This window comes from Streptomyces sp. NBC_01429, from assembly GCF_036231945.1.
Taxonomy (GTDB): domain Bacteria; phylum Actinomycetota; class Actinomycetes; order Streptomycetales; family Streptomycetaceae; genus Streptomyces.
In genome coordinates, this window is sequence record NZ_CP109599.1 from 3,934,544 (window position 1) to 3,949,284 (window position 14,741).

General features: G+C 68.4%; 14 protein-coding genes. 10 read left to right on the top strand and 4 right to left on the bottom strand.

Annotation, left to right across the window (positions count from 1 at the left end):
- Window positions 1–50: 50 nt before the first annotated feature.
- The 4 genes from OG627_RS17060 (at window position 51) to OG627_RS17075 (ending at window position 2,019) form a co-directional block, all read left to right on the top strand.
- The gene (locus tag OG627_RS17060) at window positions 51–302 is read left to right on the top strand and encodes a hypothetical protein (RefSeq protein WP_443073493.1); all 252 of its coding nucleotides are present in this window, start codon (window positions 51–53) and stop codon (window positions 300–302) included.
- A gap of 40 nt (window positions 303–342) precedes the next feature.
- Window positions 343–774 (top strand): hypothetical protein, encoded by a 432-nt coding sequence (locus tag OG627_RS17065; RefSeq protein ID WP_329065982.1) that lies wholly within the window; start codon window positions 343–345, stop codon window positions 772–774.
- A 32-nt stretch (window positions 775–806) separates the two neighbouring features.
- Window positions 807–1,313: a hypothetical protein gene (locus OG627_RS17070; RefSeq protein WP_329065984.1), complete on the top strand. Its 507-nt coding sequence runs from the start codon at window positions 807–809 to the stop codon at window positions 1,311–1,313.
- Between the two features lie 172 nt (window positions 1,314–1,485).
- Window positions 1,486–2,019 (top strand): hypothetical protein, encoded by a 534-nt coding sequence (locus OG627_RS17075; RefSeq protein ID WP_329065986.1) that lies wholly within the window; start codon window positions 1,486–1,488, stop codon window positions 2,017–2,019.
- Window positions 2,020–2,547: 528 nt separating this feature from the next.
- Here OG627_RS17075 and OG627_RS17080 read toward each other — a convergent pair.
- From OG627_RS17080 to pdhA, 3 genes are read right to left on the bottom strand one after another with little or no spacing between them, the layout of a single operon-like run.
- Window positions 2,548–4,080 carry a dihydrolipoamide acetyltransferase family protein gene (locus tag OG627_RS17080; RefSeq protein WP_329065988.1) on the bottom strand — a complete coding sequence of 511 codons (1,533 nt, stop codon included), beginning with the start codon at window positions 4,078–4,080 and terminating at the stop codon, window positions 2,548–2,550.
- Window positions 4,081–4,094: 14 nt separating this feature from the next.
- Entirely contained in the window at window positions 4,095–5,075 is a 981-nt protein-coding gene (locus tag OG627_RS17085) for an alpha-ketoacid dehydrogenase subunit beta (protein WP_329065991.1), read from the bottom strand.
- Between the two features lie 2 nt (window positions 5,076–5,077).
- Window positions 5,078–6,277: a pyruvate dehydrogenase (acetyl-transferring) E1 component subunit alpha gene (gene pdhA / locus OG627_RS17090; RefSeq protein WP_329065993.1), complete on the bottom strand. Its 1,200-nt coding sequence runs from the start codon at window positions 6,275–6,277 to the stop codon at window positions 5,078–5,080.
- Between the two features lie 326 nt (window positions 6,278–6,603).
- Between pdhA and OG627_RS17095 the strand changes: the two genes are divergently transcribed.
- The 3 genes from OG627_RS17095 (at window position 6,604) to OG627_RS17105 (ending at window position 9,046) form a co-directional block, all read left to right on the top strand.
- Entirely contained in the window at window positions 6,604–7,263 is a 660-nt protein-coding gene (locus tag OG627_RS17095) for a response regulator transcription factor (protein ID WP_329072730.1), read from the top strand.
- Between the two features lie 199 nt (window positions 7,264–7,462).
- Window positions 7,463–7,879, top strand: a complete 417-nt coding sequence (locus tag OG627_RS17100; protein WP_329065995.1) for a pyridoxamine 5'-phosphate oxidase family protein — start codon at window positions 7,463–7,465, stop codon at window positions 7,877–7,879.
- 177 nt (window positions 7,880–8,056) lie between these two features.
- Window positions 8,057–9,046 carry a phosphotransferase gene (locus tag OG627_RS17105; RefSeq protein WP_329065997.1) on the top strand — a complete coding sequence of 330 codons (990 nt, stop codon included), beginning with the start codon at window positions 8,057–8,059 and terminating at the stop codon, window positions 9,044–9,046.
- A gap of 179 nt (window positions 9,047–9,225) precedes the next feature.
- Here OG627_RS17105 and OG627_RS17110 read toward each other — a convergent pair whose 3' ends face one another.
- On the bottom strand, window positions 9,226–10,863 hold the full coding sequence (locus OG627_RS17110) for a protein kinase domain-containing protein (RefSeq protein ID WP_329065999.1): 1,638 nt from the start codon (window positions 10,861–10,863) through the stop codon (window positions 9,226–9,228).
- A 380-nt stretch (window positions 10,864–11,243) separates the two neighbouring features.
- Between OG627_RS17110 and OG627_RS17115 the strand changes: the two genes are divergently transcribed.
- The 3 genes from OG627_RS17115 to OG627_RS17125 all read left to right on the top strand — a co-directional run bounded on the left by OG627_RS17115 (window position 11,244) and on the right by OG627_RS17125 (window position 14,663).
- Window positions 11,244–12,926: a protein kinase domain-containing protein gene (locus OG627_RS17115; RefSeq protein WP_329066001.1), complete on the top strand. Its 1,683-nt coding sequence runs from the start codon at window positions 11,244–11,246 to the stop codon at window positions 12,924–12,926.
- 185 nt (window positions 12,927–13,111) lie between these two features.
- Window positions 13,112–13,864 carry a hypothetical protein gene (locus tag OG627_RS17120; RefSeq protein ID WP_329066003.1) on the top strand — a complete coding sequence of 251 codons (753 nt, stop codon included), beginning with the start codon at window positions 13,112–13,114 and terminating at the stop codon, window positions 13,862–13,864.
- A 199-nt stretch (window positions 13,865–14,063) separates the two neighbouring features.
- The gene (locus OG627_RS17125) at window positions 14,064–14,663 is read left to right on the top strand and encodes a PadR family transcriptional regulator (protein ID WP_329066005.1); all 600 of its coding nucleotides are present in this window, start codon (window positions 14,064–14,066) and stop codon (window positions 14,661–14,663) included.
- Window positions 14,664–14,741 lie beyond the last annotated feature (78 nt).

Consider the following 14,741-nt stretch of genomic DNA (forward strand, 5'->3'; position numbering starts at 1 on the left):
GGTTGACGACGGTCGGAGTGCGACGGTCGGACGGGGGAAGGAGCCGGCCCATGGCATGGGACGAAGACGCATCCATTGAACTCTTCAATGACGGCCTGGACACGGGATCCGCGCTCACCGAACTGCACGACGCGTGGAACTCACAGGTCGGAGCACTCAAAGAGGCCTGCGCCCACATATCGAACCATCTGGACTACACGCGCGCTCAGCGCGCCAAGGACAATGCCTACGTCGAGACGAGCATGAAAAAAATCGGGGGCGACCCGATGACGGTCTCTCGTCTCAACCAGTACTTCCATTGATCCACTGATCCATTCGATCGCCTCCGGTACGGATGGGGACGTGAACGCCGCTGGCCTGGCGAAGAAGGCGCGGAGCGCCAACTGGAGCGGTGTGAATGCCACCAACAAGCCGTTCGATCCGGCAGCGCTCTGGGGAAACCCCGGCATCTCGGCCCAGCTCGACTACTCGGGCAAGGACGGCGCGTCCGGCAGCGACCCGATGACCGGCTACCTCAAGGCCGTCTCCCACAACCCCGACTTCGCGACGGAACTGTTCAACCGCGGCGACGTGGCCGACTACCTCCTCACCGACCGCGACTTCTACGACAAGGACGACCCCTTCGGCAAGGGCGACGGCACCATGCAGTCGACGGTTAACCCGGAGCACCGACTCTCTCAGGGAGAGTCACATTACCTGTGCCAGGACTCAATCGGAAACTCGGCATTCAACGGAAACAGTACCGCGAACCGGAAAGTTGGCGATCCCGAATGACTCCGACAGAGCATCCCTGGAAATGGAAGCGCATGAAATCTAAGAAAATATGCGTCACAGTCATCTTGTTGATGACCGTCTCCGGGTGCGGCAGTCCGGATGATTACACCATACCCACAGGTATCTGCGACCGCTTCATCGATCCAAATTCCTTGAAGCCACTGTTGCCCTCGGGGAAGAACTTTGAAGCCAGCCAGAGGTCGGCAGAGAAGGAGGATTCAAGATGCGTCATCTCCATAGACAAATCAGTCACCCTGTATATCAACGAATATCGCGATCAGAAAAAATTCGACGTCATGAGCTTTGCCGAAAGCCGCAATAGATTTATTCACCTGGAGAAGTCGAAGACCGGTGATGACACAGTCATTGCAGATGGAAAATTGCTGTCGATGAACGCGTGCCCACGACGCGGAGCGAAGAGCTACTACATTCTAGACATCACGCTAACAGACTCGAAGTCATCCAAGGAGCAGCGCGAAAACCTCGACAGGTTCGCAGCATCCTATCTACCCACGGGGCTGAAGGCCATGGAATGCTAACCACGACTGTGCCATGCAGAACTGTCCAGGAATTCCGGCTCGAATCTCCCCGTTTCGGAACGTCACCAAGACCTCCAAAAATTCATCATCAAGTTCACGGAGAGTGCCAAAAATAGGTATTCGTGCGCTCCCTAGAAAGACACCCTTCTCTCCTTACGGATACCCCCGGTACATGATCTTCGAAAAGTCAGTCAGTGCCGCAGCGCACGCTTCGCTTGCGGCACTTCTGCTCATCACGGTCACCGGATGCGGAGAATCTCTTGCGTACTCCGTCCCGGAGAAAATATGTGATCGAAAGATCGAGCAAGACCTACTACGACCGCTCCTCCCCAAGGGGGAGAAGTTCGAGGCGGAACAGAGTTTCCCCGAAGAAGGTCAATCATTGTGCATGGTGTACATCGACGGAAAAAACTCCTTCAGCATCACCGAATATCGTGATCAAAAATCCTTCAACGCCATGGAATACGCGAAGAATAATCCAAGAAATTTCCACAACCCAAACAAGTCGGACATCAGCGAAAATGCGGTTATATCAGACCGGTCACTCATATCCTTGAACGCCTGCCCGGCGCGAAGTGCAACCAAAAAATACATACTCGACATGGGCATCGATACACCAGGAGAGGATCAGCGCACGGAGCTTGAAAGTTTCGCTAAATCGTATCTCCCCACCGGAATGAAACACATAGGATGCCTCGACAAGTAAAACAACTCTGCTGAAATCGCAACCGCCGCAGCCGCCACAACAATTCTTCCGGAATCCCTGACCGGCTTAAAATGATCTCTGGAATCGTCGCCACATTCGTCGGCTTCTCCTGCACGCCACCCGGGACGAACAGAGAACCGGACGGCACCCGTTTGGTGGCCCCCGAGGAGCCGGGGACGGTGAAGTACCGGTGACGCACATGAGAGAGACCCCCGACCCGGGGCGCCGGCGCCTTCGTCCCTGGCACTGGTTCAAGCCGCGCGGCGCCCGCACCCTGGTCCTCGGGATCTGCGCGGCGGTCGGAGGGCTGGCGGGGGCGGTGCGTGGGGTGGCGGACGGGGCCGGGACGCTGTCCGTTCTGGGGCTGTTCGCGATCGGCGGCCTGGGCGTCCTGCTCACGGCCGCTTACCTCGTGACCTATTCAAAAGAACATTGGTCCCGGAACAAACGGGATCGCTTTGTGCCGCGTACCGGCCTCCGGTCGTCCCGTACGCGAGTCCGTACGGGACAACCGGAGGCCGGGGCGGGCTACGCCCAGGTGATCAGGCGCTTCGGCTGTTCCAGGATCGCGGCGATGTCCGCCAGGAACCTGGAGCCGAGGGCTCCGTCGATCAGGCGGTGGTCGAAGGAGAGCGCCAGGGTGGTGACCTGGCGGGGCTTGACCTTGCCCTTGTGGACCCAGGGCTGGAGCTTGATCGCGCCGACCGCGAGGATCGCGGACTCGCCCGGGTTGAGGATGGGCGTGCCGGTGTCGACGCCGAAGACGCCGACGTTGGTGATGGTCACCGTGCCGCCCTGCATGGCCGCCGGGGTCGTGCGGCCCTCGCGGGCCGTGGCGACCAGTTCGCCCAGTTCGGCGGCGAGTCGGGGGAGCGGCTTGTCGTGCGCGTCCTTGATGTTCGGGACGATCAGACCGCGCGGGGTCGCCGCCGCGATGCCCAGGTTGACGTAGTGCTTGACCACGATCTCCTGATTGGCCTCGTCCCAGGCGGCGTTGACCTCGGGGTTGCGCCTGATCGCGACCAGCAGCGCCTTGGCGATGAGGAGCAGCGGGTTGACCCTCAGCCCCTCCATCTCACGGTCGGACTTCAACTCCTCGACCAGCTTCATCGTGCGCGTCACGTCGACGGTGACGAACTCCGTGACGTGCGGCGCGGTGAAGGCGCTGCCCACCATGGCCGCCGCCGTGGCCTTCCGTACGCCCTTGATGGGGGTACGGGTCTCCCGACCCGCGGCCGCGACGTCGACCGTCCGCGGCTGTTCCGGTGCGGCGGGGGCCGAGGCAGGGGCGGAGGCCGGTTCGGTCACCGGCGCGGGTGCCGGGGCCGGGGCCGTCGCCGCGTGGACGTCCTCGCGGGTGATGACCCCGTTCGGGCCGGTCGGGGTGACCGTCGCCAGGTCCACGCCGAGGTCCTTGGCGAGTTTGCGTACGGGCGGCTTGGCGAGCGGGCGCCCGCTCGCCGAAGGCGCGGTCGCCGCCGGAGCCGGAGGGGCCGGAGGGGCCGGAGGGGCCGCCGGGGCCGCCGAGGCGGACGCCTGGGCGGCAGGCGCCGGGGCAGCGGCCGCCGCCGTATGGCCGTTCAGCGCCGGCGCCTGCTGCTCCGGGACCGGGACCGGGGCCCCCCTGCGCGGCCGGCGCTTCGTGGACGCCTCGGCCACTCCGTATCCGACGAGGACCGGCGTACGGGCCGGCGCCTTGGCCTCGGCCGGAGGAGAAGCCGCGGCGGCCGGTCCAGCGGCCGGGGCGACCGGCTCGGCCGTCCCCTCACCGCTCCCCGGCGCCACGTCCACCGTGATGATGGACGCCCCGACGTCGACCGTCGTGCCCTCCTCGAAGCGCAGCGCGTGCACCACCCCGTCGTACGGGATGGGCAGTTCGACGGCCGCCTTCGCCGTCTCGACCTCGCACACCACCTGGCCGTCCGTCACCGAGTCGCCCGGCTTCACGTACCACTTGAGGATCTCGGCCTCGGTGAGCCCCTCGCCCACGTCGGGCATCTTGAACTCGCGGTAGCGGGCCGAGGAGCCGGTGTCCGCGCCGGTGGAAGTCTCAGCAGTCATGGTCACGGCACTCCTCAGTACGCGAGCGAGCGGTCGACGGCGTCGAGCACCCGATCCAGGCCCGGGAGGTAATCGTCCTCCAGCCGGGCGGGCGGATACGGCGCGTGGTAGCCGCCGACCCGCAGCACGGGCGCCTCCAGATGGTAGAAGCACCGCTCCGTGATCCGGGCGGCGATCTCCGCGCCCGAGCCGTAGAAGACCGGCGCCTCGTGCACGACCACCAGCCGGCGCGTCTTCTCGACCGAGGTCTGGAGGGTGTCGAAGTCGATCGGGGACATCGACCGCAGATCGAGGACCTCCAGCGACCGGCCCTCCTCCTCGGCGGCGGTGGCGGCCTCCAGACAGACCTTCACCATCGGTCCGTACGCAGCCAGCGTGAGGTCCGTGCCCTCCCGCGCGACCCGCGCGCGGTGCAGCGGCCCCGGAATCGCCTCGGTGTTTACCTCGCCCTTGTCCCAGTAGCGCCGCTTCGGCTCGAAGAAGATCACCGGGTCGTCGCTCTGGATGGCCTGCTGCATCATCCAGTAGGCGTCCGACGCCGTCGAGGGCGAGACGACCTTCAACCCCGCCACGTGCGCGAACAGCGCCTCGGGCGACTCGCTGTGATGCTCGACCGCGCCGATGCCGCCGCCGTACGGGATCCGGATGACGACCGGCATCTTGATCTTGCCCAGCGCGCGGGCGTGCATCTTCGCGAGCTGCGTGACGATCTGGTCGTACGCCGGGAAGACGAAGCCGTCGAACTGGATCTCCACCACCGGCCGGTAACCGCGCAGCGCCAGCCCGATGGCCGTGCCCACGATGCCGGACTCGGCGAGCGGGGTGTCGATGACCCGGCCCTCGCCGAAGTCCTTCTGGAGACCGTCCGTGACGCGGAAGACGCCGCCGAGCTTGCCGACGTCCTCTCCCATGATCAGGACCTTGGGGTCGGTTTCGAGAGCCTTGCGCAGCGACTCGTTGATCGCCTTCGCGATGGGCAGCTTCTGTACGGACATGATCAGTTGCCCCCCTCGGAGCCGTTGCCCTCGGAGCCGTCGGCGGCGTCCGCGTCCTCGAACGACGCCTGGTACGCGGTGAACTGCGCGCGCTCCTCGTCGACGAGCGCGTGCCCGTCGGCGTAGACATGGTCGAAGATCGCCAGGCTGTCCGGCTGCGGCATCGCGCGCACCACCTCCCGTACCCGCTTGCCGAGCGTCTCGCTCTCCTCCTCCAGCGCGACGAAGAACGCGTCGTCGGCCAGGCCCTGCCGCTCCAGATATCTGCGCAGCCGCAGGATCGGGTCCTTGGCCTGCCAGGACTCCGTCTCCTCGTCGGCGCGGTACTTCGTCGGGTCGTCTGAGGTGGTGTGGGCGCCCATGCGGTACGTGAACGCCTCGACCAGCGTCGGGCCCTCGCCCCGGCGCGCCCGCTCCAGCGCGGAACGGGTCACGGCCAGACAGGCGAGTACGTCGTTGCCGTCCACCCGCACACCGGGGAAGCCGTATCCCTGCGCGCGCTGGTAGAGCGGCACCCGGGTCTGCTTCTCGGTCGGCTCGGAGATCGCCCACTGGTTGTTCTGGCAGAAGAAGACGACCGGGGCGTTGTAGACGGCCGAGAAGGTGAACGACTCGGCGACATCGCCCTGGCTGGAGGCCCCGTCCCCGAAGTACGCGATCACGGCGGAGTCCGCGCCGTCCTTGGCCACGCCCATCGCGTAGCCCGTCGCGTGCAGGGTCTGCGAGCCGATGACGATGGTGTAGAGGTGGAAGTTGTTGGTGCTGGGGTCCCAGCCGCCGTGGTTCACCCCCCGGAACATGCCCAGCAGATTGGTCGGGTCGACCCCCCGGCACCAGGCCACGCCGTGCTCGCGGTAGGTCGGGAAGACGTAGTCGTCGTCGCGCAGCGCGCGGCCCGAGCCGATCTGGGCGGCCTCCTGGCCGAGCAGCGAGGCCCACAGGCCCAGCTCGCCCTGGCGCTGGAGCGCGGTGGCCTCGGCGTCGAAGCGGCGGGTGAGGACCATGTCCCGGTACAGCCCGCGCAGCTCCTCGGGCGTCAGGTCGACCGCGTAGTCCGGGTGCTCGACCCGCTCGCCTTCCGGGGTCAGCAGCTGTACGAGCGGGGGCTCGGAACTCTTCGGCTGCGGCGCCTTCTTCGCGCTCGCGCGCTTGGTACCGCTGGTGCGTCGCGGTTTGCGAGCGGCAGTGCTCTCCACGGTCACGTGCGTGCTCCTCCGTCTGTCCGGCCCCCGGGATCCGCCGGGAACCAGTGCGGCTCCGCCTGGTCCGTCCGTGTGCACGGGGTGTGTGCGACCCGGCCGGGACAGGCGTGACAGGTTGCCCCGGCGGACGCTCTGTCACAAGCACGTTACCCAGTAGTCCGCATTACTGCGAAACCCCACTTGACCTGCAATTTTGCTTGGATTTCCAAGTAAATCGGCAAAGTCTGGAACAACCACTGGTCACAGCCTTGCAGGCCGCCGGAACAACGGCACGTTATCCCGCTGATCTGCGGCAGGGAAGGGGTGAGTGTGTGAGACTGAATTCCGTGCGAGGAGACGGAAAAATCACGGTATTTCTGCTTGATGACCATGAAGTCGTCCGCAGGGGCGTCTTCGAGCTGCTCTCGGTCGAGGACGACATCGAGGTGGTCGGGGAGGCGGGCACGGCGGCCGACGCGATGGTCAGGATCCCGGCGACCCGTCCCGACGTGGCCGTCCTGGACGTACGACTGCCGGACGGGAGCGGGGTCGAGGTCTGCCGGGAGATCCGTTCGCGGGACGAGAACATCAAGTGTCTGATGCTCACCTCCTTCGCGGACGACGAGGCGCTGTTCGACGCGATCATGGCCGGGGCCTCGGGATACGTGCTGAAGGCGATCCGCGGCAATGAGCTGCTGACGGCGGTACGGGACGTGGCGGCGGGCCGTTCGCTGCTGGACCCGGTGGCCACGGCCCGGGTGCTGGAGCGGCTGCGCAATGGCAAGGATCCCAAGGGCGACGAGCGGCTGGCCGACCTCACCGACCAGGAGCGCAGGATCCTGGATCTGATCGGCGAGGGCATGACGAACCGGGCGATCGGGGAGCAGTTGCACCTCGCGGAGAAGACGATCAAGAACTACGTCTCCAGCCTGCTCTCCAAGCTGGGGATGGAACGGCGGTCGCAGGCCGCCGCGTTCGTGGCGCGGATCCAGGCGGAGAAACGCTGAGAGTCGCGGAGGGCCGAAGACGACCGAAGGCAGCCGAGGGGGCAGCCGAGGGCAGCCGAAGCCGTCCGTACCGCGTCCGTACCGCGTCCAAACCGCATCAGTACCGCGTCCGTACCCGTCCCAATCGGGACCAACGTCCCGCGGTTGAGGGGCCGCCTCCCCTGGTGGGACCCCTCACCGGTGACGGAGAGTGGACATCATGTCCACCGAGGAACTCCGTGCCATCGAGCTGCTCAACCGCGTGTCGCACGGACACGTGGCGACAAGCATGCGCGCCATGCCGATCATGGCGCCCGCCCGCCACGTGGTGACGGACGGCTCGGTGCTGCTGCGGATGCACGCGGGGCTCGGCTACCACCGCGCGTGCGGCGGCGGTGTGGTGGCGTACGGCGCGGACAACTTCGGCAGCGGCGACGAGAGCCTCTGGTCGGTACAGTTCACCGGCACCGCCGAATTGGTTGAACCAACCGAACAAGAAATCGAACTGTTTGATTCTGATCCAGTTCTCGTCGACGGCGAACCTTTCGAGCCCGTCTTTATGCGGCTCGCGCCCCAATTTGTCGCCGTACATATGATCGAATACGCCGACGAGCGACAGAGCCAACACGCTGCGTGATCTAACATCTGGCAAGTGCTGCGCTCATATGAAATCGCTGCGCCTGCCGCGACAGCCGTCATTCCTCCGCCCGCCTCCGCCACCCAGCGGACCTCACACATCTCCCACGCGACCCACTCGTCGCACGTACCTCACACGCCCCACGGTTCGGCCCCACCCGACCGTACGGCTCCCCCCGTGCGCACGCTGCTCCGCCGCTACCGCGACGCGGGCGACCCCGTCTCCTGCGAACCCGTCGCCCAAGGGCTCCTCAACCGGGGGTACCGGCTGCGCACCACCCGGGGCGCCTACTTCCTCAAGCACCATCTGGACGGCGACCACGAGGCCATCACCCGCCAGCACCGCGCCACCCAGCGCCTCCAGGCGCTCGGGGTGCCCGTCGCCCCGCCCGTGGAGAGCGCCGACGGCGACACCGTCGCGGTCATCGGCGGCCGGTGCTACGCCCTGCATCCCTGGATCGAGGGGCGCCACCGCGACGGCGCCCAGCTGACGACCGCCGCTTCCTGGCGGCTCGGCGGGCTCCTCGGACTCGTACACACCTGTCTCGACCAGGTGATGGAGCCGGATCCCGATCCGCTCCAGTACCTCGGCTACCTCAGCCCCGACCCCGCCGACACCTTCGCGCTCATCGACGAACTGCTCGCCCTGGCCCGGGGCCGCGCCCGCGCCGACGTCTTCGACCGGCTGGCCGAACACCGCCTCGTGGAACGGCGCGGCCTGCTGGAACGTCACGCCCACCGCCGCCCGCCGCCCGGCGCCGAACCCGCCACGGGGTGGGTGCACGGCGACTTCCACCCGCTGAATCTGCTCTACCGGGGCGCGGAACCGGCCGCGATCGTCGACTGGGACCGGCTCGGCGTGCAGCCGCGCGCGGAGGAGGCCGTGCGGGCGGCGGCGATCTTCTTCGTACGGCCCACCGGAGAGCTGGAGTTACCGAAGGTACGGGCCTACGCGCGCGCCTACCGGGCCGCTGCCGGGACCTGTGCCTCCGAACTGGTCGCGGCGGTGCACCGGGTGTGGTGGGAGCGCCTCAACGACTTCTGGATACTGCGCTGGCGCTACCAGCTGAACGACCGCAGAGCCGACCCGCTGTTCGCGGCGGTGTCGGCCCTGGCCGTGTGGTGGACACGGGAGTACGACGCGGTGTGCGAGGCATTCGCGGGGTGAGGAGCGCGGGACCACGGGGGCACGGGGGCCACGGGGTCACCGGGGACCACAGGCTCACCGGGGCAACCGGGCGACAGGTGTGCCCGGGAGGCTGGGGTGCCCGGCCCGGAACGACGGCGCCGGGGGTGACGGGCTCGTTGCCCGTCACCCCCGGCGCTCTTACCGCCGTGGGGCGCGCGTCAGCCGGTCGTACCGGCGGGGTCGCCGACGCCCGCGTCCGTGCCGGCGTTGGCGCCCGCGTCCGTACCCGCGTTGGCGTTGCCCGCGTCCGTACCCGCGTTGGCGTTGCCCGCGTCCGTACCGGCGTTGGCGCCCGCGTCCGTACCGGCGTTGGTGTTGCCGGTCGAGGTGCCCGCGTCCGTACCCTCGGTCGTACCGCCGCCGTCGTCCCCCGAGTCCGTCTCCTCCGGCGTGGACGGGGTGTCCGACGGCTGCTCGGGGTAGTTCGGCGTGATGGGAGGCGTGTAGCGGGGGGTCCAGTTGCCGTTCTGGTTGCCGCCGGTGGAGGTGTCGGGCTCGGCCTCCTCCGAGGACTCCGACGCGCTGGGCGACGGGCTCTCGTTCGACTTCGTCGGCGACGGGCTGGTGGACGTGTCGGGCTTCTTGTTGTCCGTGTCCGGACTGCCCATGCCGTTCACCGCGAACGCGACGCCGGCCACGATGGCGATCAGCGCGAGCGCGGCGAAGAGGATCATCTTGCCCCGGCCGCCACCGCCGCCCTGGTGGCCACCGTCGTATCCGCCGTCGTTCGGGTTCATCGGCGGCAGTATCGGGCCCTGCGACGTCTCGCCGTGCGACGGGTGGTGACCCATCGCGGTCGTCGCTGCCATGCCCATCGCCGGGGTGTTGCCGACGGCGTGCGCGTCGACCGGGCCGGTGTTCCAGGTGCCGGTGTAACCACCCTGCTGCTGGAGCATCTGCATGCCGTACTGGACGAGCCCGCGCATCTCCTCGGCGCTCTGGAACCGGTCGTCCGGTTCCTTCGCGAGCGAGCGCATGACCAGGCCGTCCAGCTCCGGCGGGGCCACGTCCGAGGCTTCGGACGGCGGCACCGGAATGTCCTGAACGTGCTGGTAGACCACGGAGAGCGGGGTCTCACCGGTGAACGGGGGCCGCAGCGCCAGGAGTTCGTAGAGCAGACACCCCGTGGCGTACAGGTCGCTGCGGTGGTCGACGGCCTTGCCGAGCGCCTGCTCGGGGGAGAGGTACTGCGGCGTGCCCATGACCATGCCGGTCTGGGTCATCGTCGACTGCGCGCCGTGCAGGGCGCGCGCGATGCCGAAGTCCATCACCTTGACCGCGCCCGTGTCCGTGATGATCACGTTCGCCGGCTTGATGTCGCGGTGCACGATGCCGTGCTGGTGCGAGTAGGCGAGCGCCTCCAGCACACCGGAGACGATGATCAGCGCCTGCTCGGGCGGCGGCGGCTCCGCGCTGATCAGCAGATCGCGGATGGTGCGGCCCTCGACCAGCTCCATCACGATGTACGGGACGGTCTGCCCGTTGAGGGTGTCCTCGCCCGAGTCGTACACGGCCACCACCGCGTGGTGGTTGAGCCCCGCGACCGACTGCGCCTCGCGCGTGAAACGCGCCTTGGAGATGGGGTCTTCCGCGAGATCCCCGCGCAGCAGCTTCACCGCGACGATGCGTCCCAGCCGTACGTCCTCGGCCGCGAACACCTCGGCCATGCCGCCGCGGCCGAGGCGGTGGGTCATGCGGTAACGGCCGTCGCCGACGGTCCCGCCGACCAGTCCGTTGTCGCCCCAGGAGTCCGCAGCATCCGACACTCCGCCGCCTGCTTCGGGTTCGGGTGCCATCAGTCCTCGCCGTCGTTTCTGTCCGCTTGATGACCGCGCGCGCGGTCCGCGGTTGGGTCTGTGATTCTCAGGGGATGAATCAGGGGATGAATCAGGGGGGATATATCAGGGGGTGGCTGTGTCACATCACGCTACAGCCTCTGTGAGACACGCCGGTCCAGTTACCGGTCCAGGGGCGCCGAGGCAGTACGGACCGGCCATGAAACCCGCTGCGCGGGCCACCGTGCAAGTTCGATGATTTTCCTGTGACGCTTCCGGGACGCTTGCTGTGGTTACGGTCACGGAACGGGCACCGAGCTTGACGTGTCGGTGCCCTGGGGCAGACTTGGCCAGGATTGACGGGACAACCACGTCATGGCGCCAAGGGGGAAGCGAAAGTCATGAGCCAGAACGGCGCACAGGGCCGCTACGCGGGAGGTTCGGTCGCGGGCGGCCGGTACCAGCTCCGTGACCTTCTCGGCGAAGGCGGAATGGCGTCCGTATATCTGGCGTACGACGCGGCGCTCGACCGGCAGGTGGCGATCAAGACCCTGCATACGGAGCTGGGGCGCGAGCAGTCCTTCCGCGAGCGCTTCCGGCGCGAGGCGCAGGCCGTCGCGAAGCTGTCGCACACGAACATCGTCTCCGTCTTCGACACGGGCGAGGACTCCCTCGACGGCGCGCTGATGCCGTACATCGTCATGGAGTACGTCGAGGGGCAGCCGCTCGGCTCCGTGCTCCGGGCCGACGTCGAGCGACAGGGCGCGATGCCGGCCGACAAGGCGCTCAAGGTGACGGCCGATGTGCTGGCCGCGCTGGAGACCAGCCACGAGATGGGCCTGGTCCACCGGGACATCAAGCCGGGCAACGTGATGATGACCAAGCGCGGCGTCGTCAAGGTGATGGACTTCGGCATCGCGCGCGCGATGCAGTCGGGCGTCACCTCGATGACGCAGACGGGCATGGTCGTCGGCACACCGCAGTACCTCTCGCCCGAACAGGCGCTGGGGCGGGGGGTCGACGCCCGTTCCGACCTGTACTCGGTCGGGATCATGCTCTTCCAGCTGCTGACGGGCCGGCTGCCGTTCGACGCGGACTCGGCGCTGGCGATCGCGTACGCGCACGTCCAGGAGGAGCCGGTCGCGGCGTCCAGCATCAACCGCGCGATCACCCCGGCGATGGACGCGCTGATCACGCGCGCCCTCAAGAAGAACCCGAACGAGCGCTTCCCGAGCGCGGAGGCCATGCGCGACGAGTGCCTGCGCGTGCTCTCCGCCGGGCAGTCGGCGAGCGCCCCCGTGATCGTGCCGGGGACGCCGCAGAACAGCGGCGCGGGTGTGGGCTCGTCCGTCTTCCCGCCGGTGGAGCAGGGCACGCCGCCGCCGCAGAGCGGTGTGCAGGCGCCTTACCAGCCCGGCCCGTACGGCCCCCCGAGCCAGATACCCACCCCGTACCAGACGCCGCCCCCGCAGATGCCCGCGCAGGGCTACGGATATCCGCAGACGGCCCAGGGCTACCAGGCCCCGCAGCCGTACACGATGTCCCCCATGTCTCCCATGTCCTCCATGCCCTCGACGAACATGTCGGGTTCCGGTCCCGGCGGCGGTCAGGGCCAGGGCGGCCCCGGCGGTGGCGGCCCCGGCCGCAGGCGGAACATGCCGGTCGTCGTGGGGTCGATCGTGGTGGCGCTGCTGGCGATCGGCGGGCTGATCACGGTGCTGACCCAGAAGGACGACACGGGCGACGACGCCAAGGCGGATCCGGGCGCCTCGACGTCCGCGGTGGCGGGCCACCGCGATCCGGAGCGGAACCGGACCATCAAGACGACGAAGTGCACGGATCCCTCGAACGACGGGCTCGACCCGGCCAAGGTCACGGCGCCCGAGCTGCGCTACAAGGACCTCATATCGGTGAAGAACTGTCTGCGCGCGGCCGGCTGGACGTGGAAATCGCCGGTCAAGGAAGTGGACAGCGGCCAGTGGGCCGAGGACACGGTCATCGAGCAGTACCCGAGTCCGGGGAGCGCGGTGCTGCCCAAGGACCAGGAGTTCGAGCTGACGGTCTCCACGGGGAACCCGGAGTAGGACGGGACGGGTACGGGCGAGCGACGGGCCTGTACGGGCGGGCGGTCCTGCTTGTAGTACTTCAGTAGGACACCCCCCTTCTCGTTGTTGCGGGCCTCGTTGTTGCGGGCCTCGTTGTTGCGGGCCTCCCGTCCCCGCCCGGCATCCGAGATGCCGGAGTTGTCGCCCCGTGTGACGCTGGACCGGTGACCCCACGGCTCCGCACTCCTTGCGCGATCGCGGTCGCGTCCCTGCTGCTGGCCGCGCCCGTCGCGAGCGCCGACGAATCCGCCGCGCCGTTCTCGGTGGCCTCCGTACAGCCGGGCGCCGCAGCACCTCCGCCCGATCCGGCGCCCTCTCTGGCAGGGCGGCCGGCCGGCGAGGGGCGGCCCAGGCCGGGGCGGCCTACGGGGCCCGAGACCGTGCGACCGCAGGACGGCGAGGCCGAGGCCGAGGCGGTGGATTCGGACGCGGAGTCGGCGGACGGGGCGGGAACGGAGTCGATTACGGGCACGGGTACGGGTACGGGCGGCGACGACGACTCGCCGCCCGCATCGCGTCCGGGCCGGCCACCGGCTCCGACCACGGCCCCTTCCGCCCCGGCCTCCTCATCGGCTCCGGCGCCGTCGCGCAAGGCGCCCTCCCCCGCCGCCTCCGCCTCGCGGAGCCGGGGTACGGACGCGGCGGACGGTACGGACCCGGCGGGCCGGCACCGGGAACGGGGTACGACGCGGACACAGGGGCGGGCCGACGAGGAGTCGGCGGACGACACCGAGACCGAGGCGGCGGACGCGGACGCCGCGACCGGGACCCGCCCGCCCGAAGCGGCCGCGCGGCAGCGCGCGCGTGCGATGACCCAGACGGCGGCGCGGCCCGTTCCCGTACTGACCCTGGGGGCCGGACTCACGCTGATCGGCCTCGGGCTCGGCTTCCTCGGCCTGCGGCTCAGGCGCCGCTGAGGATCCGCCGAGGACCGGCCGAAGAACCGCTGAGGAGCGCTGAGGGACGGCCGAAGAACCACTGGAGAACCATTGAGGGACGGCCGGGGGAGCCACCTCCGGGGGTCGTCGCAGACGCTCGTCATCCTTACGGCGTACTTACCAACCTCCGACTCAGGTCGCTTGCTCCGGGACGCCCCCATCGGCCAACATACTGAGTATGTCGATTCGCCACGGGCTTCTCGCCCTCCTGGAACGTGGCCCGCGCTACGGCTCTCAGCTCCGTACGGAGTTCGAGTCCCGCACGGGGTCCACCTGGCCGCTCAACGTCGGTCAGGTGTACACGACACTCAACCGGCTGGAGCGCGACGGCCTGGTCGCCCAGGACGGCGAGGACGACGCGGGACACTCGCTCTACCTGATCACGCACGCCGGTCGCGTGGAGTTGCAGTCCTGGTACCGCACCCCCGTGGACCGGACCAGTCCGCCGCGCGACGAGCTGGCGATCAAGCTCGCGATGGCCGTGGGCGCGTCCGGGGTCGACATCAGGGAGGTCATCCAGTCGCAGCGGCGCCACACGATCAAGGCGATGCAGGACTACACGCGGCTCAAGGCGCAGGCCCTGGAAGCGGTGCCGACCGACCGTGACGAGGTCGCCTGGCTGCTGGTCCTCGAACAGCTCATCTTCCAGACCGAGGCGGAGGCTCGCTGGCTCGACCACTGCGAGGCCCGGCTGATCCGGCTCTCGCTGCTCCAGAATCAGGCCGACGACCTCCCGGGCAAGCGGGTCGCGCGGCAGACCGCCGAGCAGGCCCCGTAGCGGGGCCCGCCGGGGCGGCGCTCCGTAGCGCGCCCCACGGCCCGGCTCTCCGCCCGTAACCCACCGCACGACTCACGC

What these genes read in the sequence shown, in the direction of transcription:
- OG627_RS17060 (WP_443073493.1), top strand. Translation starts at nt 51, where the DNA reads ATGGCATGGGACGAAGACGCATCCATTGAACTCTTCAATGACGGCCTG.
- OG627_RS17070 (WP_329065984.1), top strand. Translation starts at nt 807, where the DNA reads ATGAAATCTAAGAAAATATGCGTCACAGTCATCTTGTTGATGACCGTC.
- OG627_RS17075 (WP_329065986.1), top strand. Translation starts at nt 1,486, where the DNA reads ATGATCTTCGAAAAGTCAGTCAGTGCCGCAGCGCACGCTTCGCTTGCG.
- OG627_RS17080 (WP_329065988.1), bottom strand. Translation starts at nt 4,080, where the DNA reads ATGACTGCTGAGACTTCCACCGGCGCGGACACCGGCTCCTCGGCCCGC.
- OG627_RS17085 (WP_329065991.1), bottom strand. Translation starts at nt 5,075, where the DNA reads ATGTCCGTACAGAAGCTGCCCATCGCGAAGGCGATCAACGAGTCGCTG.
- OG627_RS17100 (WP_329065995.1), top strand. Translation starts at nt 7,463, where the DNA reads ATGTCCACCGAGGAACTCCGTGCCATCGAGCTGCTCAACCGCGTGTCG.
- OG627_RS17110 (WP_329065999.1), bottom strand. Translation starts at nt 10,863, where the DNA reads ATGGCACCCGAACCCGAAGCAGGCGGCGGAGTGTCGGATGCTGCGGAC.
- OG627_RS17115 (WP_329066001.1), top strand. Translation starts at nt 11,244, where the DNA reads ATGAGCCAGAACGGCGCACAGGGCCGCTACGCGGGAGGTTCGGTCGCG.
- OG627_RS17125 (WP_329066005.1), top strand. Translation starts at nt 14,064, where the DNA reads ATGTCGATTCGCCACGGGCTTCTCGCCCTCCTGGAACGTGGCCCGCGC.